Origin of the sequence: Neobacillus driksii, from assembly GCF_013409995.1 — a bacterium.
GTDB classification, from domain to species: domain Bacteria; phylum Bacillota; class Bacilli; order Bacillales; family Cytobacillaceae; genus Neobacillus; species Neobacillus driksii.
Map to the genome: position 1 here is coordinate 1 of NZ_JACCBX010000020.1, position 20,468 is coordinate 20,468.

Here is a 20,468-nt window from a genome sequence, read left to right on the forward strand (position 1 = left end):
TCGCTCGACTTGCATGTATTAGGCACGCCGCCAGCGTTCGTCCTGAGCCAGGATCAAACTCTCCAAGAAAGTTGATTTAGCTCATTTGTTACGTTGGCTAGTTTCTATAGTAGAAACTAATATTTTTTGTTGACGTTCTTGTTTGTTTAGTTTTCAAAGAGCAAAGTTTCTTTTTTTACTTCAAGAGCAATCTCGCTCAGAAGCAACTCTATTACTATATCATTTCGTTAACTCGGCGTCAACATTTTTTTAAAATGTTTCCGACGCTTGCGTGTTGTTAAATCGTCATTAACGACCGCTAAAATATAATAACACCATTAACAACCAACGTCAACAGTATATTAAAATTAATTTCACTTTACATATTCGTCTTTTATATAGAAGAAAGCCGACTCTCATATTCAGAGTCGGCTCCATCTTATTTCGTAATTTTAATAATTCCTGTTTGTTTCAGATTAACTTGACCTGGCTTTTCAATCACTACCTTTTCACCTTCAGCTAAGTTAGTGAAGACAACCGGCGTAATGGTTGATGTAGCATGTTCTTTAATATAATCCAAATCAACTTTTAGTAATGGCTGACCTTGGTCAACAATGTCATTTTCAGATACTAAAGTTTCAAACCCTTGACCCTTTAAATTCACCGTATCAATTCCAACATGAATTAGAATCTCGCGGCCTGTATCAGAAAGAATTCCAATTGCATGTTTAGTTGGGAACAGGTTAACGATCTTCCCGTTTACAGGCGATACAATTGTACCCTCTGCTGGAACAATCGCAAAGCCATCACCCATCATTTTACCTGCAAATACCTGGTCAGGCACTTCTGTAATTGGCTTTAATTCACCTTTCAACGGAGCCATAAATCCTTGGTCTTCATTACTGCGAGCAGATTGAAGTGCTTCTGGATTAATTTCCTCGATTTGCTGTTCCACACCTTTTTCAGGCGCTTTTACAGTAGTGCTTGGTTTTTTACCATTCATAATATCTTTCATTTGGCCCTTAATGGTTTCGGAGCGCGGTCCAAATATCGCTTGTATATTGTTTCCGACTTCTAAAACACCAGCCGCACCTAATCTCTTCAATTGATCTTTATCAACATTTTTGATGTCATTAACAGATACTCGAAGTCGAGTAATACATGCATCTAAGTGAGCAATATTTCCCTTACCACCCATTGCATCCAGAATATTAGACGCCAAATCACCAGATCCAGCTTTACCTGTTGGTGCTTGGTTTTCTTCCTCTTCTTCTAACTCACGTCCTGGAGTTTTTAGATTAAAGGTACGAATTGCAAATCGGAAACCAAAGTAGTATACAACTGCAAAAACAAGACCCACAGGTATAACGATCCACGCATTTGTTTGCGGGTTAATTAATCCAAATAAAATATAGTCAATTAAACCACCTGAGAAAGTCATCCCGATTTTTACATCTAACAAGTGCATAATCATAAACGAGAAACCGGCGAATATTGCATGAATACCAAACAAAATTGGTGCTACGAATAAAAATGAGAATTCTATTGGTTCTGTAATACCCGTTAAGAATGAAGTAAGGGCAGCAGATGCCATTAATCCTCCAACAAAAACTTTCTTTTCAGGTTTTGCTTCATGATAAATGGCTAGCGCAGCTGCTGGAAGTCCAAACATCATGAACGGGAATTTACCTGTCATAAATGTTCCTGCTGTTAAATTTTGAACATTGTCTGTGATTTGTGCCATGAAGATACGTTGATCTCCACGAACCACTTCTCCTGCTTTTGTTGCGTATTCTCCAAATTCATACCAAAATGGAGAGTAGAAAATATGGTGTAAACCAAATGGAATTAAAGAACGTTCAATTACTCCGAAAATAAAGGCAGAAATTGTTAAGTTTGCATGTACCATGTTTTGCGAGAATGCATTTAAGCCATTTTGAATTGGCGGCCAAATAAAAATCATTAATAAACCTAAAACAAGAGCAGAAGCAGCTGTAATAATAGGTACAAAACGTTTTCCTGCGAAGAATCCTAAATATGATGGTAATTCAATTTCAAAAAACTTATTGTACATCGCAGAAGCTAATATACCGACGATTATTCCTCCAAACACTCCAGTTTGCAGTGTCGGAATCCCTAAAACGTTTGCGTAGTTTAGACCGTTTACATCTTCTGCTGTAATTCCAAGGACTGTTCCCATCGTTACATTCATGATCAGGTATCCGATAATTGCCGCTAGTCCGGCTGTACCCTCTCCCCCAGCTAAACCAACTGCAACACCAACCGCAAATAGGAGCGGGAGGTTACCAAAGATGATATCCCCAGCTTTTTGCATAACAGCAGCAATCATATCCACCGTACTGTTATCAAGGAAAGGAGCTAAGTCTATAAGTGCCGGGTTTCTAAGTGCAGCCCCCAAGGCAAGTAAAATACCTGCAGCAGGTAATAGCGCAACCGGGAGCATTAGCGCTTTACCGACTTTTTGCAAGACGCCAAAAGCTTTTTTAAACATAATATATACCTCCATTTTTATATAGCTCATTAAGCGTTTTCATTTACCACAAAAACACAAAAAAGGCATGAGTAAAAGTTCAATTGAAATGAGGCTACGGGTATAGATTACCCAAAAACCTTTGTTTCAATTAATACTTTTCACTCATGCCTGATCGAATCAGTAACACGTAAAAAATAATAACTATTTAAATTTTTTCTGTATCCTTTGCAAATGCATCGTTAGATACACGGCTTCTGCATCAAATACTTTCATTTTCAATGTTTGTTGCATCACTTTAATGAGCTTCCATGAGAGATTATAGCATACAGGATATTCTTGTTTCAATAGGGAATTTATTTTTTCTGGTTCCTCTACTTTTTCCCCTTTCACTACCCTCTCTATGGTGAATCGCAAATGGCGAACAAGCCTCATATAATCAATGCTTTCTTTATCAATCTCGATTTCAAACTGCTCTTCCACCATACCTACCAATCTGCTGACTAGCTGTGAATGCTGATTCACTTCAGATAAGTTTCTATTTGTCATGGCACTGTGAATATGGAGAGCAATAAAACCGGTCTCCCCTACAGGCAGAGAAATCCCTGTTTTTTCATTGATAAATTCAACAACCTCCGCAGCAATTTCATATTCATGCCGATATAGCGTTTTCGTTTCTACCAGGAAGGGATTACTCATTTCCATTCCTTTAGATACTCTATTGATTGCAAACATTAAGTGGTCCGTTAATGCAACATGGATATGCTCATCTAACTGTGTATGGGTCCTTTGTTTGATTAGTCCTATAGCAGAAATAATTACTTCTAATAAATCATTATCAATAAAAGGAAGCAGTTTAATATAATTTTGTTGTTCCTTTTCATTTTTAAGTACAAACAGTTTTTCTACCGAATCTGTTTCAATAAAATCTCCATGTTTTCGATTAAAGCCTATTCCTTTACCGATTAAGACAACTTCTTCATAGGAAGGATGTTCGGCAATCAAAACATTGTTATTTAATACTTTATCAATTAATAGCTTTGGCATTGCCTTCCTCCTACATCGTCCGAATTACCTTAGTATTCTCATGTTATAAGAGTCAAAACAAGAAGTCAACGACAATATTCGACACATTTACATATACGCAACTCCTCTTATCGCTATTAACAAGAATCCAACCAATGAAGTCTGCCACTGATTTCTTTTTTTTCAAGAAATAAAACTAATTCGTAAATTTCACAGTATTAAAAAAAGAGCCCGTGATCATCACAGACTCTTTAGACTCAATTATAAAAATAAGAAGTATAGAATGAAAATAACAAAGAACAAGTACATGATTGGATGAATTTCCTTCGTACGTCCTTTAACGATCATTGTAATTGGGTAGAAGATAAACCCAATGGCAATACCTGTAGCAATGCTATATGTCAAAGGCATGGCAATCATAGTTAGGAAGGCTGGTACAGCCACTTCAAATTTCGTCCATTCAATTTTCCCTAATGATCCAACCATCAAGGCGCCAACAATAATTAATGCTGGTGCTGTAACTGCTGCTGTAACCACTGATAATAATGGGAAGAAGAACAATGATAAAATAAACAATGCTGCTGTAACGAGTGAAGCAAATCCTGTTCTTGCACCTGCCGCTACCCCAGCAGATGATTCAATATAAGATGTTGTTGTTGAAGTACCAAGTACTGCACCCACAGTTGTTGCTACTGAGTCAGCAAGTAACGCTCTACCTGCACGAGGTAATTTATTGTCTTTGATCATTCCTGCTTGATTTGCCACTGCAACGAGTGTTCCAGCATTATCAAAGAAATCAACAAACAGTAAAGTCAAGATAATTCCAAGCATCCCCATTGTGTAAAATGAACTATCACCAAAAGAAGAAAACGCTGCTCCAAATGTAGGTGCTAAACTTGGAACGGTATCGACGATTTTATCAGGTGTGTCAATTAAGTTAAAGATCATTCCTACAATAACAGTAATAATCATTCCGAGAAATACTGCTCCGTTAATTCCTCTAGTCATTAGAATGACCGTCACAACAATTCCGAAAATAGCTAGTAATGTTGGTCCAGCTGTCAAATCACCTAATCCAACTAGAGTTGCATCATTATTTACTACAATACCAGCACTCTGTAATCCAATAAACGTGATATATAAACCAATACCTGCCCCAACGGCATGCTTTAACTCTATTGGAATCGCATTGATTAGTTTCTCACGTAAACCTGTTAGCGTTAATAAAAAGAAGAATACACCAGAAATGAATACTGCACCTAATGCATGCTGCCATGGAACACCGCTTCCTAATACAACGGTATAAGCAAAGAATGCGTTCAATCCCATACCAGGCGCTAATGCCAGTGGATACTTTCCGAGTAGCCCCATCACAATCGATCCAATCGCTGCGGCTAAGGCTGTAGCTACAAAAACTGCTCCGTAGTCCATTCGAAGTGCATCTGGAAAATCCTCTACACTTGATAGTGTCAATGTTAGCGGGTTAACCACTAATATATAGGCCATTGCCAAAAAGGTCGTTATGCCGCCAATAATCTCACGACGATAATTCGTTCCTAATTCTTTAAACATAAAATATTTTTGCATTTACTCTTCCCCCTATCAAATAATTCTTTTAATAAAAACAAAAAACGCTCCGATATCTACCGGAACGCTTGACTGGGGGCAAGTGCAAATAAATAGAGGGGTTACCTCTGTTTTGTACACTGCCTCGTAGTCAAGCCATTTACGGTGGCTCGGTAGAAACTTTTGGGCCTTATTCCCAATATTATACGAGTTAAATCGACAAATTATTTACTTCTCCATTATCTTATCAGGGATTCCCAAGCTTGTAAATATAAAAAGCGAACGTTTTTAAAATTATATTTAAAAACGTTCGCTTTTAGAAGTGTTATTTTAAATTTATTCCCACTCAATGGTTGCAGGCGGTTTGCTGGTAATGTCATAGACCACTCGGTTAACATGAGCTACTTCATTAACAATTCGGGTTGAAATAACTTCGAGCACTTCCCATGGGATACGCGCCCAATCAGACGTCATCCCATCAATAGACGTAACGGCGCGGATACCAATTGTATAATCATAAGTCCGCGCATCGCCCATAACTCCAACACTGCGAATGTCTGGGAGAACCGTAAAGTATTGCCAAATATCACGATCAAGTCCCGCCTTCTTAATTTCTTCACGAAGAATCCAATCAGATTCACGGACAATTTCAAGTTTATCTTCAGAAATCGCTCCTAAGACACGAATTCCAAGACCTGGTCCAGGGAATGGTTGCCTCCAAACAATATCATCCGGAATTCCAAGCTCAGTACCAAGCGCACGGACCTCATCTTTAAACAAGGTATTCAAAGGTTCAATTAATTTAAATTGCATATCTTCAGGTAATCCGCCGACATTATGATGGGATTTAATTGTTTGAGCAGTAGCAGTTCCACTTTCGATAATATCAGTATATAGTGTTCCTTGAGCTAAAAACTCAATTCCTTCAAGCTTCGTTGCTTCATCATCGAATACATAAATGAACTCGTTGCCAATAATTTTCCGCTTCTTCTCCGGATCAGATACACCTTCTAATTTGGATAAGAAACGTTCTTTAGCATCCACTTTAATAACATTCATATGGAAGCCTTCAGCAAAAGTCTTCATAACACTTTCTGCTTCATTCTTGCGAAGTAGACCATGATCGACAAAAATACAAGTTAGCTGGTCGCCAATAGCTTTATGAATAAGCACAGCTACAACAGAGGAATCTACTCCGCCGCTGAGAGCACAAAGTACTTTTTTATCGCCAACCTGCTCACGAATTTTTGCCATTTCCACTTCAATGAAATTCCCCATTGACCAGTCGCCTTTACACTCACATACATTAAAAACAAAGTTCTTAAGCAGCTCATTGCCATATACGGAATGACGAACTTCTGGGTGAAATTGAACCGCATAAAGTTTCCTTGCTTCGTCACTCATAGCAGCAATTGGGCAGTGTGGGTTTGTTCCGTCAACAGTAAAGCCAGCTGGTGCTTCAACAACCAAATCTCCATGACTCATCCAAACCACTTGCTCTTCGGGCATATCATGGAAAAGTTTAGTTTGATTTTGAAGGTTCATTACAGCCTTCCCATATTCACGGTTCTTCGCTTTTTCAACTTTCCCTTGAAAGTGAACAGTCATTAATTGCATCCCATAGCAAATCCCTAAAATAGGCAGACCCATTTCAAAAATTTCCTCATCACAGCGGAATGAATTCTCATCATAAACACTATTCGGTCCGCCTGAAAAAATGATTCCCTTAGGATTCATTTTTCTAATTTCCTCAGCGGTAATGGTATGCGGGTGTAGTTCACTGTATACACCGAACTCACGAATCCTGCGTGTAATTAACTGGTTATACTGGCTTCCAAAGTCTAAAACCACAATCATATCTGTATTTGTCAACACGTCCACCTCTTCCAAAATAATAAGGTTAGTATTTACTTTAATTACAAAAAAAAACTAGAATTCCCCCTCCAAATAAACCAGGAAGGCAGAACTCTAGTTTTCTCGCATTAGCTATAACCGAATTTTCTGCCTTCATAGTCAGGTCATTTACGGTGACCCGGTAGAAACTTTCGAACCCTATTTTCGAGGATATATGAAGGAAAAACAAACCTATTTAATTAAAAGTCAGAATTCATTGTAACAATAGGTTGTTTTATCGGTCAAGCAATTGTCTTTTTAATTAAATTTTCCCATAATTCCTGTGTATCCTTCCAGCTTCCTTCGGGAAGTTTTTGATGGTATAGATATTGCTCATATCTTTCCGTCAGCTTTGACATCTCTCTGGATGCAAAGAAGGTATCAATGTAGCGGGCATAATTTCTCAATGTTTGGTCTTCATTACGCTTTAAGCCATATCTTTCTAATTGTTCTAAAAGGATTAGATAAGCTTTGCCGATATTTTCATCCCTTTTTCTTAATCGGAACTGAAGTAAATATATGCGGGGTATCCATTTTCCACGCAGCCTATACATTAGGCCGGTCGTACCAATAACTGCCACAAACAAAACGAATACCCATTTCCATTCTTGATTAAAGAATGTTTTTATACTAAGCCAGAAATTACTAAATGAAAAAGTTTGTTCAGTCTTCTCCGTCTTGCTGTTATCTTCCTCAAGGCTCTCCTGTGGCTTTGGCGCCATCGGAGCAGTTGTTTCGACAGCAGGAGTCGTTCCATCATTATTTGTAAAATCGATCGAAACACTATTTGTGAAGCCCTTTGTTGGCTCAAATGGCACCCATCCTTGGTTAGGAAAATAAACTTCAACCCAGGAATGGGCATTATTATTGGTAATTTCATAAATTTGTTTCGAATCGTCTTCACTGTATTTCAGAAACTCCCCGCCAGTATACCCTTTTACCCACCGTGTAGGAATTCCTATTGATCGGAGCAAAACCGCCATTGAGGTCGAAAAATTATCACAATACCCTATTTTTGTTTCAAATAAAAATTGATCGACGTAATCATCATTTTCTCCCGGAACAGCTACATCACTCTGACTATACGTGAACCCAGAGCCGCCAAAATGACGCTCCACAGCTTTGGCTTTATCAAACCAATTTGTTTCTTTTTCCGTAATACTCTCAGCCAGCTCCTTCACTCTATCAGGCAGGTTATCAGGCAATTGCGTATATCTTGCAAGAAATTCTGCATCTATCTGATTAGGGTCTGCCGCAACTGTTTCTCTTAGTTCAGTTGCTTGATATTTTGGCACCTTATACTCCACTGAATAGGAATCAGGAGCGATTGGAGCTGAGTCAAAGCCGTTTAATATTGAGACTTTTTCTTTTATGGAATCGATCTCTAAAATATAATTACGTTGAAATTGCACCCTTTGAATACCAGCGGGATAAATGAGATGATCATAATCCATGAACATAAATAAGGAGGCATTCTCATCCCGGGTTTCAACATTTGAAGGGATAGAAGACACAGGTATTAAATCTTCTCCTCCTATTCGGGAGAGAGTGGATTCTGAAGGAATCCAGCCTTTTCCTGTGTAATGGTCCTTCGTTTCTACCTTCCAATAATTCTTTTCAGCTGCTTCAGCGCGGAACACGACACTGTCATCCCCAATAAAAGAACCACCTAGACGGGAATCATCTGTTCCGTACCCTACTTTAGCAACCCCTTTACCGACTCCATCCTCACCGCCTTTATTGCCGGCAGCCTTAAGATATGGAACAGGGTCCGGCCATATGGGTGCGAATTTTGGAGAAATAATTCCAACGATAACACTAAACGTAATCATTATAACTAACGGTCTTATCCATTTTCGTACCGTAAAGGAATTACCACTTATATTCTCCCTGGCCAGAATTCGGTAATAGGTTAACATTCCCAAAACCGCAAAACCAACTATCACGGTTCGGACAATGGCTGTTTTTGCACTATAAAGCGTGAATGTATCTAATACGGTAATATAAATAAGCGTCATAAAGAAGAAAATGAAGATTCTTTTCCGATTCAAAAGCCAATAGTGAACTAAGTACGCCATTAACCAGAGAAGAATAAACAACAAAAAAGTCCTGAATTCATTGGTCAACCCTAACCAATTGCGAGCAACAATCCTACTGAAATTTGTGGTCAAATCATCAGTAAAAAATGTTATCCAGCTGAATTGAAAGAACCCTTCCTCATAATGAAACATATTGACTGAGAAGAGGATAAACCATAATTTTATGATTGTCTGCCAAATCCACTTCATCCTGAGAAAAGCTAATGTAAAGGATAAGAGGATAAAAATCACAAACATTTCAATATGATCTGTAGTGGTTAATTGCTCGACAGGACGAAGCCATTCCCACAAAAGCAAAAAACCAAACATGTATAAAGTAAAAGACTGAAAATCTCTTTTCATCGCAAATTCACCTCCGAAAAGGCAGATGCAAATTGACCTTCATGTACCATTACTACACGTATATTCCGTGCGTTGGCCAGTGCAATCAATGATCTTTCGTCTTGTGTAGGACACTCCTTTTCCCCCTTTATAAGAAAAAGTGTAATCTTTCCTTTTCTTTGCCCAAGGTAGCCAGCCTTCTCTAGTAAAGGCTTCGTTAATTGGGCACTTACTAGTAAGAAGGATACCGTTTGTTGAACAAACATCCCCTCGGTCTCTAACACTTTTTCAAACGAGGAAGGACCCTTTGCTTCTATCTTTGCTAAATGATAGAAAAGCTGTTGCAGTTGGTTTTCACCGCCCCTTATAGGAAAGGAGGCCCTTTCTCGACTAATGGTCAAGAGCCCAATCTGTGCTCCCTTCCTCAAAACGGCTCGTAATAAAGATGCCGTAAAGGAAACGATTGCTTCAAAGCGCTTATCAGGTATGCAATCCATCACAACAAATACATCATGGGATTGACGCTGTTCAAATTCCTTTGTCATAATTTCATTTCGTTTTGCAGAGGCTTTCCAGTTAATCCACGAAAACCGATCGCCAGGCTGGTAATCCCGGACACCAATCGCCAATGTTGTATCACGCTGTACCCGTTCTCTTGAAGCAGTCATGCCTTGATCAAAATGGGTTTCAAAGGGCCGGTACAGTAATTCTGTATAAGCTGGGTAGACAATGATTTTACTTTCATTTGTCTGCGATTTTACTTTTTCAACTAAGCCTAAAATATCACCTGTTTTGACGATAAAACCATGAAATATATGCTCGCCCCGTGGAAGTTCATCAATGACATATTCATAGGAAAATTCCTTCCTAAAACCCGGCAATACTAGTGCCTTTGCCTTCTTTTTCTGCTGGGAATGCTTTAGGGCGTCATCTACATCATCTTCAATCAGCAGATAAAATATCGGGAAAAATGATTTTCTCTTTACGGTTATGGTTACCTTCAACGGTTCACCAGCGTTGTAATCATTTTTGGGTATATGTCGGGTTATTTCCAACTCATTCAAAGAATAAAAGGATAAACCAATACAATAAAGGGCAAAAGGTAAGAAGCTATAAAATAAAAACCAGCTTACAAAACCGCCTTGAAACATGGCATATGAAAAGGTAAGCACAATCAAAAAGAGTAAGACGACAAACCTCCATACTTTTTTGAATGGAATCCATAATTTCTTCATATTACTTCACGAGCCTTTGGACAGGAACAGGAATTCTTGCAATCACTCGATTTACAATTTCCTCCGCTGTCAATCCCTCAAACTTTGCTTCTGATTTTAAAATAATCCGATGAGATAAAACAAATGGTGCTAGATATTGTATATCATCAGGAATAACATAGTCACGACCATACATAAAAGCATAGGCTTGTGCAGCTTTCATTAAAGCAATGGATCCCCTTGGACTAGCGCCAAGGTAGACAGAGTGAAATTTCCGAGTCAGGTTAACGATATCTACAATATAGCGCTTAATTGTTTGGTCGACATAAACCTCTTTTATTTCTTTTTGCAGGGATTGTAAACCTTCGAGATCCACCACTGGATGAAGGTCTTCAATCGGCGGGACTTTCTGTGCTCGATTTAAAACTTCTATCTCTTCATCCACTTCTGGGTAGCCCATCTTCATTTTTAATAAAAAGCGATCCAGCTGTGCTTCTGGCAGCGGATAAGTCCCTTCGTACTCAATAGGATTTTGTGTCGCCATGACAAAGAATGGCTTTTCCAATCGATGGGTGACCCCATCAATGGTTACACTGGCCTCCTCCATTCCTTCAAGCAGAGCAGACTGTGTCTTTGGAGAGGTCCTGTTTATTTCATCTGCAAGGATAATATTCCCCATCAACGGTCCGGGCCGAAACTGAAATTCCATTTCCTTTGGGTTATAAATCGAAATTCCCGTAACATCTGATGGTAATAAGTCAGGGGTAAACTGAATCCTGCGGAAGTTCGCATTAACAGACTTTGCGAGAGCACGGACCATCATCGTCTTCCCCACACCTGGCACATCCTCCAGCAACACATGGCCTTCTGCTAATAAAGCAATAAGGCTAAGTTCTGCTACATTCCTTTTTCCAATCATCACCTTTTCAATGTTTAAAAGAATTTTTTCTATTATTGGGTTCATATTTTCAAGAGCCACGTATATCCTCCTCATTATCTCTATATAGAACATTATATCTCATGTATTCTATTTTTCTTTGGGAAATTCCTGTCAAAAGTAACGCAATATTCAAAAACCAAATGAAATCCCACACTGATAATCTTCGAGCGGCATAACCTATTTATGGCAGAATAATATATGACTTGTGTTACAAGAAATTATTCCCTAGTAATCGAAGACCGACCATTGCGGTTACAGTACTAGGAGACATGAAAGGACTAGGAGTCATTACACAGGAAGCACATAAGGAAGTTGGCTCATATGCAGCCCTGAATAAAGTAGATTATCTTTATACGACTGGTGGTGAGCTTGCCATGATGATTTCACAAGCAGCGCTGGAACAAGGAATGTCTCCGGACAACGTTATTCATTTTGAACAAAAAGAAAAGCTATTTCAAGCCCTTACTAATTTATCCCCAGGAACGACTATTTTAGTGAAAGGTGCCCGCAAAGCCAAGATGGAGGATGTAGTTAATTTCTTAACAGCCAGATATGGAGATGCCTAAATTTATTCGCAAACCAATTATAGAATGGCCAATAAAAAAAGGTCTTCCACCAGTTCAATGTACTGATGAAAGACCCTTCTTCTTAATGACCAAAATTAGCGATTTACCACTCTCTGTATATGGATAGCCAAGTATAATTTTTCATTATTCGTAAGACTATGGTCAAATTGATTTACGATATAATCATTAATTTTTTCCGTACACTCAATAGCCTCTTTATGCTTTTGTTTAAAGGACTCATAAAGAAAAGGATCATCGTCCTCAATATAATTTTTACTATAAAGCCTTTGGGCAAAAAATTTCAAATGCGTCACAAATCGAAAATAATTTAATGATTCCTCATCAAAATTTATTTTATAATGATATTTCACAATGTTTAAGATGTCTTGCATGACTCTCGTAATATTAGCGACATTTGGCATTTCCTCATTCAATCCTGAGTTAACGATGTGCATCGCAATAAAACCAGCTTCATCCTCGGGTAAGAGGACACCTATCTTCTCATTAACTAATTTTATTGCCTCTAAACCGATTGAATACTCTTCCTTATAAAACCTTTTGATTTCCCACAATAAAGCATTTTTTATGTCATAGCCTTTTTGGTTTCTATCAACTGCAAAGTGAATATGGTCCGTTAAAGAGATATAGATGCTATCATTAAGAGTTCTCCCTAGCCTGCTTTTTGCAATCTTAATAATCTCCTCAGTGATTTCCATATATTCTGCGGGAACTTCATATAAAAGGGTCTTAAACTTCTCAGATATATCTTCATTTTTTAAAGCAAAAATCTTTTCAATCTTGTCCTTGTCCACAAGATCTCCAGGTTTTTTTTGAAAAGCAAGACCTTTCCCCATGACAACTAACTCTTCGTTTTTTTCATTAAACGTACTTATGACATTATTATTGTATACTTTGGCTATTTTCATTTGACCACCTATATATGTTAAATTGGTTTTAATAACTTGAATAGTGATCGTTAAAATCTGGATATTCAAAAGAAGGAAAGCCATAACAGCTTTCCTACATTATAGTATATACTAAAGTTTTTCTCCATTGGTTGCAATGACACTCTTATACCATTCAAAGCTCTTCTTCTTTGAACGCTTGAGCGTCCCGTTTCCTTCATTATCCTTGTCCACGTAAATGTATCCATAACGCTTTTTCATCTCACCCGTTGAAGCACTGACGAGATCAATGGGTCCCCAGCTTGTATACCCTAGAATTTCAACTCCGTCTTCAATCGCTTCAGACATTTCTGCCACGTGCTTTCGTAAATACTGGATACGGTAATCGTCGTTAACCGCCCCATCTTCTGTTGGAACGTCGACAGCACCTAGACCATTTTCCACAACAAAAAGAGGTTTTTGGTAGCGGTCATATAATTGATTAGCAGTAATACGGAAGCCCTTCGGATCAATCGTCCAACCCCACTCAGACTTTTCGAGGTAAGGATTTTCAATTGACCCAAATACATTGCCTGCAGTCGTCTTATTAATTTCTGGGTCGGTACTGGTTGTACGGCTTGCATAATAGCTAAAACCAATATAATCTACCGTATGACTCTTTAGTAGCTCTTCATCCTGCTCTTCCATTTCAATGGTTAGATTGTTGTCCTTGAAAAATCTCTTTGCATAGCCTGGATATTGGCCGCGAGATTGAACATCAATAAAGAAGAAGGAATCACGGTCCTTTTCCATTGCCTCGAAGACATCATCAGGATTACATGAGTAAGGATACGTTTGACCTGCTGCGAGCATACAGCCGATTTTAGCATCTGGAATGATTTCATGGCCAGCTTTTACCGCTAAGCTACTTGCCACCAATTGGTGATGCGCAGCTTGGTACTTTACTTGCTTCTTATCTTCTCCCTCTTTAAAGACAAGACCAGCACCAACGAACGGCAAGTGCAGAAGCATATTGATTTCGTTAAACGTCATCCAGTACTTCACTTTGTCCTTATATCTCTTAAAAAGAGTGGTCGCATATGTTTCAAAAAAGCTAACCAATTTGCGATTTCTCCAGCTGCCATAATTCTTTACTAAGTTAACCGGAACATCAAAGTGAGCAATCGTTACCACGGGCTCGATACCATATTTTAAGAGTTCATCAAAAACATTATCATAAAATTGAAGTCCCGCTTCGTTCGGCTCGGCGTCATTCCCATTCGGGAAAATCCTTGCCCAAGAGATCGATAAACGCAATGCTTTGAAGCCCATTTCAGCGAAAAGAGCAATATCTTCCTTGTAAGTGTGGTAAAAGTCGATTGCTTCATGTGATGGATAAAATTCACCTTCAAGTGGTTCATACGAAGGCAGATTTCCAAACATTATCTCCCAGCGTTTGTTCCCTGTTGGTAACAAATCAACCGTGGTTAATCCCTTTCCATCTGCTAAATAAGCACCTTCTGCTTGGTTTGCCGCAATCGCGCCACCCCATAAAAATCCTTTTGGAAAAGCCATAGTATCCTTCCTTTCTTAAACGACAGGAAGAAAGGAAAAGTAACCTTTCCTTTCTTCAATAATAATTACTAATTCGCTACTAGGTTAATTAATTGACTACCAGTTTTGACTTGCTTTTGATTTGTTAACACTAAACTGTATTCCTTATGGTTCGTCACAACAACAGGAGTTGTTAGCGGCTTACCTGCTTTTTTTATTTGCTCGATATCGAACTCAATTAGTAATTGACCTTTTTTCACATACTCACCTTGAGTAGTATGTGCGGTGAAATACTTTCCTTCTAATTGAACTGTGTCCATCCCAATATGCATTAGAATTTCTGCACCTGAGTCGGTTGTAATTCCAATCGCATGATTGGTTGGGAATAACGCGGATACTGTTCCAGATACAGGAGCAAGTAACTTCCCTTCACTTGGTTCAATCGCTACACCGTGTCCTAGTGCACCAGATGAAAACGCTGCATCTTCAATTTCTGATAATGCAAGTACTATACCGTTTAATGGGCTTACCAATGCTTCATTTTGAACCTTAGTTACCGCAACTTCACTAGAAGCTGTATTGGTTTCTTTTGTAGCTTTTGAAGATTTTTCTTTATTAATTCCGCCAAATAAATAGGTTAGAACGAATGCAACGATAAAACCAACGATAATTGAAATGATTGCTCCCCAGAAACCGAATGTAATTCCTTCAGGGCCGATATAAGTCGGAATACCGAAGACTCCAAGTCCGCCAACCATATATAACTTCGAACCTGCAAATCCGAGAATTCCACCGCCGACTGCTCCACCAATACAGCTAATAATAAATGGTTTCTTTAATGGCAGTGTAATTCCGTAAATAGCGGGTTCTGTAACACCAAAGATACCAGAGATAAAGGCAGGAATACTTAACGCTTTTAACTTCTGTTGATTTGTTTTGATCATAATTGCAAGAACCGCACCAATCTGAGCAAACGATGCAGCAAACATTGTTCCAAGTATTGGATCAGCACCCATTGTTGTAAGGTTATTAATAGCAAGCGGTACTAATCCCCAATGTAGACCGAAGATAACAAATACTTGCCACAAACCTCCAATGAAAATACCTGCAATAATTGGGCTCAAATTATAGATTCCAAGCGTACCTTTCCCTAATAACGCCCCTGCCCATGTTGCAATAGGTCCAATCACCATGAACGTAAGTGGAACAACGATTAACAATGTTAACATCGGTACGAAAAATGCTTTTATTACATCCGGAATAACTTTTTTCAACCCTTTTTCTACCTTGGCTGCAAAGTAAGCAGAAATAATAATCGGAATTACAGATGAAGTATAAGACATTAAAATAACAGGAATACCAAAGAAAGTAACATAAATTGGTGACTGAAACATCGTTCCTTCAAATAACATATATAATGGTTCACCAGTTGTTAGTGTTGACAGAGTTGGATATACTAGCGCTGCACCAATTGCCATACCAACAAACGGAGTACCGCCAAATTTCTTAATAGCCGTATACCCTAAGAAGATTGGCAGGAAGTTAAACAATGCGTCTCCAGTAGCGTTTAATATTTGATACGTACCTGAAGTATTTTCTAACCATCCAAGTGCAACAAACAATGCGTTTAAACCCTTGATCATCCCTGTTGCAGCTAATACTCCGAGTATTGGAGTGAAAATACTTGAGATCATATCTATAAATCGACTAAACAGGGATCCTTTTGGGCCTTCTTCTTTCTCATCAACAGGTGCCTGCCCTTGGAATCCTCCTATAGCAAGAACATCTTTATACACATCTGGCACATGATTTCCGATTACCACTTGATATTGTCCGCCACTCTTCATAACGGTAACAACACCATCCATATTTTTTAACACTTCTGTGTTTGCTTTTCCTTCATCCTTTAACTTGAAGCGTAAGCGTGTAATACAGTGAACAACACTGGAAACGTTTTCTTTTCCGCCGACATTTGCAAGAATATCTTTTGCTAACTGCTCGTATTTCATATTTTTAACCTTCCTTCTTTTATTTGATATATATTTTTCAAATAAAAAACCTGATCCAATTAGAAACAACACACGAGATTTTGTGCGTGTTTTCTAATCAGATCAGGTTATGCCCACTTAAGGTAACATTCCTGCAAAGGAATTTTATTAAGTTTTATTTGATACGTGTAATTTATCACGGGTATTTGGTATGTGTCAACGCTTTCTTTTTAAAAAAATTAATAATTTTATAGATTGCCAATAAGCCTCTTATTTATATATAAATGCAAAAAAATAACCGTTTACAAAATACTTGCTTGACCAAAAAAATCATGTTATAGTAAACGCAATTAAACAAAACAACCTTTTAGGATTGTTACTGGTTATGCAGGCAAAACCTAAATCACGTAATCTATGAGACTTTTCTGTCTTCGTTACGTGGTTTAGGTTTTTTTATTTGCTTTAGTAGAAAGCGTAACCAAGAAAATGGAGGGATACTAATATGAGTAAATCTACTTATCAATTTCCAGAAGGATTTTTATGGGGCGGCGCTACTGCTGCAAACCAATTAGAAGGTGCCTATCTTGAAGGCGGCAAAGGAATGAATCTTGCCGATGTCATGCCTGGCGGTAAAGTAAGATTAAAGGTTATTGGAGAACCTGGTTTTGACTTTAAAATCGATAATGAGAAATACGTTTATCCGAACCACGATGGTATTGATTTTTATCACCGTTTCAAAGAAGATATCGCTCTGTTTGCTGAAATGGGATTCAAAACATATCGTATGAGTATTGCTTGGAGCCGAATTTTCCCTAAAGGTGACGAGCTCGAACCAAATGAAGAAGGTTTAGCTTTCTATGATCGTGTATTTGATGAATTAAAAAAATATAATATTGAACCGGTTGTTACGATTTCTCACTATGAGATTCCGCTTCATTTAATCACTGAATATGGCGGCTGGCGTAACCGTGAAGTCATCGGTTTCTTTGAGCGTTATGCAACAACATTGTTCAACCGCTACAAAAACAAAGTAAAATACTGGTTAACATTTAACGAAATTAATGGTGCAACACACATGCCTATTCTAGGACTTGGTTTCTCACCAGAGACGGAAGAAACAAAGTTACAAGATAGCTTCCAAGGACTACATCACCAATTTGTTGCAAGTGCCCTTGCAGTAAAAGCAGGTCATGAAATCATTCCAGGAAGCCAAATCGGCTGTATGCTTATTTATGCACCAACCTATTCTTATGATTGCAATCCTGAAAATGTATTACATGCACTACAAGAGGAACGTCTATTTAACAATTATTGTGGTGATGTACAAGTTAGAGGAGCATATCCAGCGTTTGCAAATCGTTTCTTTAAAGAAAACGGCATTAACCTTGAGATTAAAGAGGGTGACTTAGAAATCATCAAGGAAGGTACTGTTGATTTCATTTCATTCAGTTACTATATGTCACGCACAGATAAAAAGAATAAAACACCAGAGGAAATTGGCCAAGGTAATTTGATTGGCGGTGTTAAAAATCCATTCTTAAGCGCTAGTGATTGGGGCTGGGAAATCGACCCTACCGGACTTCGTATCGCTCTTAACCAATTATATGACCGTTATCAAAAGCCACTATTTATCGTAGAAAATGGACTCGGTGCTTATGATAAAGTTGAAGAGGATGGCTCAATCAATGATGATTATCGTATTGATTACCTAAGAAGCCATATCGATGCAATGGGTGAAGCCATTGAAGATGGTGTTAATTTAATGGGCTACACTCCATGGGGCTGTATCGACCTAGTGAGTGCTTCAACAGGCGAAATGTCCAAGCGTTATGGCTTTATCTATGTCGATAAGCATGATGATGGAAGTGGTACACTTAACCGCAGTAAGAAGAAATCATTCTTCTGGTACAAAAACGTGATTTCTACAAACGGGCAAGAATTATAAGAATCAAAAAGCAGAGACCAAGAATACTTTATAGGGTTCGGTTTCTATGCGATTCCTTATTAATAGACACAAGAATTGACGTATGAATTGGCATACGTCTTTTTCTTTATTTATCAAGGTTTCCACAAAATTTCATTACTTTTTGACATAGCAATTTACTTCCTACGCTGCTGATTGCTGAGGCTAGGATCAAGAGGGTCCAGACTTATCTGTTGGGGAGTCAAATTAGATTTAGCCCCTGAGCTGATAAATAGACGGAGAATTTCCGCTTAATTCGTAATTATTATTAAAAAAGGCTTAAATAGACGGAGACATTCCGCCTATTGGCCTGAAAAAGCCGCAAATGGGAGACTTTGCTTTGCATAGGCGGAAAAGCTCCGCTTATTTTCCCCGAAACGAGCTCCATTTTGCATTTAACCGGAAAAGCTCCGCTTATTTTAACTTTTACTTGTCACTAGATTACTGACAGGACATCTTATTTTCCTAATAAAGAAGCTCGCCAATTCTATGGCGAGTTTCTTTATTTGATCTCTGTTTTTTTGGTATTTTTAAGTTGTTTATTACTAAATTATAACTTTACGCCATGACGCTCAAATGCTGCAGCTTCAAGTACGGACATACCTTGCGCCTCTGCAGCCTTAGCCACTTTTTCCGAAACTTGCGGTGCAAGATTGGCAGGAGCAGCGTAGGACATTTCTCTTGCGCGCGCTGAGTTTCTGCGTTGGAATGGTCCCCAGATAGCAAAGGTTTGGCCTGGACTTTGAATATTAACAAAAAGCGTGTTTCCATCAGGGGAGAAGGTTGGTCCTGCCAATTCAGAATCACTTAAACGGTTGGCGGCAAAAGGATAGACTTTGCCTTCTGGGGTGATTCCCATAAGTCGATCTTGACCTGAACCATCTTCTGCATACCAAAGGTCTCCCCATGGAGTCATACAGATATTATCTGGATATTCCATTTCTCGTGCATCATTTCCCTCATAGAAAAGCTCCAATGTATTAGTATGAGGTATGTAACGGTAAACGCGGCCGAGTTTTTTGTCTCCGGCAGAGGTATCATCAAACCAGAAAACACCCTCTTGGAAGAACGCTCCCTCAAGTCTTGAGAATTTAATGCAGTTTTGTTCAGCTGCTTCCTCACGGCACAAATGAGGATCTACTTTCTTCCAAACAATTTTAAATGTTTGTCCTGTTTTGAAAGTGCTTGCTGCTGGATCAGTTACCGCTTCAATCGCAGCTGCATACAGCGTGCCGCCTTCTTGTAACGCGCCAGGCTTTTGACTCGTGTTATTAGGAATAAAGCGGTAAAGGTAGCTTGGGCTCGCATCTTCTGTCAAGTATACATATCCTGTAGAAGGGTCAATTGCACAGGCTTCGTGTGCAAAACGGCCCATCTCCTTGATTGGAGTTTTGGACATATCGTTTTCTGGCTGCTGTGGATCTACTTCGAATACATATCCGTGTCCCGTAGAACGGTTTTCTTCACAAGTCAGCCAAGTGCCCCAAGGTGTTGCACCACCAGCACAATTTCGGATTGTTCCTGAAGAGGTTACATATTCTTTAATAACTTCGCGATTAGCTCCTACAACTAGAGCCGTTGTACCGCCTTGTGCATTTGCATCATAAGGATTACTTCCAAATGCTGGACCTGCCCCTAATTCATGATTACGAACAAGGATGGTCGTATTGCTTGGACCTTCAAAAGCTGCCATTCCATCAAAAGCCCCCGGGATTACTGACCCGTTTGACATTAGCTCGCCTTCTTTAGAGATTATTTTGTAATGAAAACCGTTTGGAAGGTCGAGTATTCCGTTCGGATCCGGTACCAAAGGACCGTAACCGCCAAATCCGCTAGTCGGATTATTCGTCGTATCCGCAAATGCTTTTGAACCAAGTGCTAATACCCCTGTTGATCCTAATGTGAGGGCAAGTGTACCCATTCCTCCCGCTTTTAAAAAGTCTCTTCTGTTCAAGCTGTTTTTAGAAGTTTCATTATTCACAGA

Annotated in this window: 13 protein-coding genes, 1 rRNA gene and 2 riboswitches; of the genes, 2 read left to right on the forward strand and 12 right to left on the reverse strand. The window is 38.8% G+C overall.

All coding sequences use genetic code 11. The annotated features are described in order from the left end of the window. The 8 genes from F4694_RS29330 to F4694_RS29365 all read right to left on the reverse strand — a co-directional run. Positions 1 to 69 (reverse strand): 16S ribosomal RNA (locus tag F4694_RS29330); the annotation flags it as partial. Between the two features lie 349 nt (positions 70 to 418). Then, positions 419 to 2,491, reverse strand: a complete 2,073-nt coding sequence (gene ptsG / locus F4694_RS29335; RefSeq protein ID WP_179603455.1) for a glucose-specific PTS transporter subunit IIBC — start codon at positions 2,489 to 2,491, stop codon at positions 419 to 421. A 183-nt stretch (positions 2,492 to 2,674) separates the two neighbouring features. Continuing rightward, positions 2,675 to 3,517 carry a glucose PTS transporter transcription antiterminator GlcT gene (gene glcT, locus F4694_RS29340; protein WP_179603456.1) on the reverse strand — a complete coding sequence of 281 codons (843 nt, stop codon included), beginning with the start codon at positions 3,515 to 3,517 and terminating at the stop codon, positions 2,675 to 2,677. Positions 3,518 to 3,757: 240 nt separating this feature from the next. Then, the gene (locus tag F4694_RS29345; protein ID WP_179603457.1) at positions 3,758 to 5,083 is read right to left on the reverse strand and encodes an NCS2 family permease; all 1,326 of its coding nucleotides are present in this window, start codon (positions 5,081 to 5,083) and stop codon (positions 3,758 to 3,760) included. 107 nt (positions 5,084 to 5,190) lie between these two features. Continuing rightward, positions 5,191 to 5,292: riboswitch (purine riboswitch) on the reverse strand. Positions 5,293 to 5,398: 106 nt separating this feature from the next. Then, the gene (gene guaA, locus F4694_RS29350) at positions 5,399 to 6,919 is read right to left on the reverse strand and encodes a glutamine-hydrolyzing GMP synthase (RefSeq protein ID WP_179603538.1); all 1,521 of its coding nucleotides are present in this window, start codon (positions 6,917 to 6,919) and stop codon (positions 5,399 to 5,401) included. A 133-nt stretch (positions 6,920 to 7,052) separates the two neighbouring features. Continuing rightward, positions 7,053 to 7,154, reverse strand: a riboswitch (purine riboswitch). 43 nt (positions 7,155 to 7,197) lie between these two features. After that, positions 7,198 to 9,396, reverse strand: coding sequence for a transglutaminase TgpA family protein (locus F4694_RS29355; protein WP_179603458.1), 2,199 nt, complete (start codon positions 9,394 to 9,396; stop codon positions 7,198 to 7,200). Next, entirely contained in the window at positions 9,393 to 10,610 is a 1,218-nt protein-coding gene (locus F4694_RS29360; protein WP_179603459.1) for a DUF58 domain-containing protein, read from the reverse strand. Before F4694_RS29360 ends, F4694_RS29355 begins: the two co-directional genes overlap by 4 nt. A gap of 1 nt (position 10,611) precedes the next feature. Then, positions 10,612 to 11,553 carry an AAA family ATPase gene (locus tag F4694_RS29365; protein WP_218895894.1) on the reverse strand — a complete coding sequence of 314 codons (942 nt, stop codon included), beginning with the start codon at positions 11,551 to 11,553 and terminating at the stop codon, positions 10,612 to 10,614. A 179-nt stretch (positions 11,554 to 11,732) separates the two neighbouring features. Here F4694_RS29365 and F4694_RS29370 point away from each other — a divergent pair, with 179 nt between their 5' ends. Beyond that, positions 11,733 to 12,095 (forward strand): glutamate ligase domain-containing protein, encoded by a 363-nt coding sequence (locus F4694_RS29370; RefSeq protein ID WP_218895890.1) that lies wholly within the window; start codon positions 11,733 to 11,735, stop codon positions 12,093 to 12,095. A 95-nt stretch (positions 12,096 to 12,190) separates the two neighbouring features. Here the strand turns inward: F4694_RS29370 and licT are convergent, their stop codons facing one another. The 3 genes from licT to F4694_RS29385 form a co-directional block, all read right to left on the reverse strand. After that, positions 12,191 to 13,021, reverse strand: a complete 831-nt coding sequence (gene licT / locus F4694_RS29375) for a BglG family transcription antiterminator LicT (RefSeq protein WP_179603462.1) — start codon at positions 13,019 to 13,021, stop codon at positions 12,191 to 12,193. A 111-nt stretch (positions 13,022 to 13,132) separates the two neighbouring features. After that, a complete protein-coding gene (locus F4694_RS29380; protein ID WP_179603463.1) occupies positions 13,133 to 14,554 on the reverse strand; it encodes a 6-phospho-beta-glucosidase in 1,422 nt (473 codons plus the stop codon). A gap of 68 nt (positions 14,555 to 14,622) precedes the next feature. Further along, entirely contained in the window at positions 14,623 to 16,542 is a 1,920-nt protein-coding gene (locus F4694_RS29385) for a beta-glucoside-specific PTS transporter subunit IIABC (protein ID WP_179603464.1), read from the reverse strand. A 481-nt stretch (positions 16,543 to 17,023) separates the two neighbouring features. Between F4694_RS29385 and F4694_RS29390 the strand changes: the two genes are divergently transcribed. Then, on the forward strand, positions 17,024 to 18,466 hold the full coding sequence (locus tag F4694_RS29390; RefSeq protein ID WP_179603465.1) for a glycoside hydrolase family 1 protein: 1,443 nt from the start codon (positions 17,024 to 17,026) through the stop codon (positions 18,464 to 18,466). Between the two features lie 568 nt (positions 18,467 to 19,034). On the opposite strand, the gene F4694_RS29395 is transcribed toward F4694_RS29390, so the two are convergent. Further along, the gene (locus tag F4694_RS29395; protein WP_308806883.1) at positions 19,035 to 20,465 is read right to left on the reverse strand and encodes an alkaline phosphatase PhoX; all 1,431 of its coding nucleotides are present in this window, start codon (positions 20,463 to 20,465) and stop codon (positions 19,035 to 19,037) included. Positions 20,466 to 20,468: the final 3 nt, after the last annotated feature.

What these genes read in the sequence shown, in the direction of transcription:
- ptsG (WP_179603455.1), bottom strand. Translation starts at nt 2,491, where the DNA reads ATGTTTAAAAAAGCTTTTGGCGTCTTGCAAAAAGTCGGTAAAGCGCTA.
- licT (WP_179603462.1), bottom strand. Translation starts at nt 13,021, where the DNA reads ATGAAAATAGCCAAAGTATACAATAATAATGTCATAAGTACGTTTAAT.
- glcT (WP_179603456.1), bottom strand. Translation starts at nt 3,517, where the DNA reads ATGCCAAAGCTATTAATTGATAAAGTATTAAATAACAATGTTTTGATT.
- F4694_RS29390 (WP_179603465.1), top strand. Translation starts at nt 17,024, where the DNA reads ATGAGTAAATCTACTTATCAATTTCCAGAAGGATTTTTATGGGGCGGC.
- F4694_RS29345 (WP_179603457.1), bottom strand. Translation starts at nt 5,083, where the DNA reads ATGCAAAAATATTTTATGTTTAAAGAATTAGGAACGAATTATCGTCGT.
- guaA (WP_179603538.1), bottom strand. Translation starts at nt 6,919, where the DNA reads ATGATTGTGGTTTTAGACTTTGGAAGCCAGTATAACCAGTTAATTACA.
- F4694_RS29360 (WP_179603459.1), bottom strand. Translation starts at nt 10,610, where the DNA reads ATGAAGAAATTATGGATTCCATTCAAAAAAGTATGGAGGTTTGTCGTC.
- F4694_RS29385 (WP_179603464.1), bottom strand. Translation starts at nt 16,542, where the DNA reads ATGAAATACGAGCAGTTAGCAAAAGATATTCTTGCAAATGTCGGCGGA.
- F4694_RS29365 (WP_218895894.1), bottom strand. Translation starts at nt 11,553, where the DNA reads ATGAACCCAATAATAGAAAAAATTCTTTTAAACATTGAAAAGGTGATG.
- F4694_RS29380 (WP_179603463.1), bottom strand. Translation starts at nt 14,554, where the DNA reads ATGGCTTTTCCAAAAGGATTTTTATGGGGTGGCGCGATTGCGGCAAAC.
- F4694_RS29355 (WP_179603458.1), bottom strand. Translation starts at nt 9,396, where the DNA reads ATGAAAAGAGATTTTCAGTCTTTTACTTTATACATGTTTGGTTTTTTG.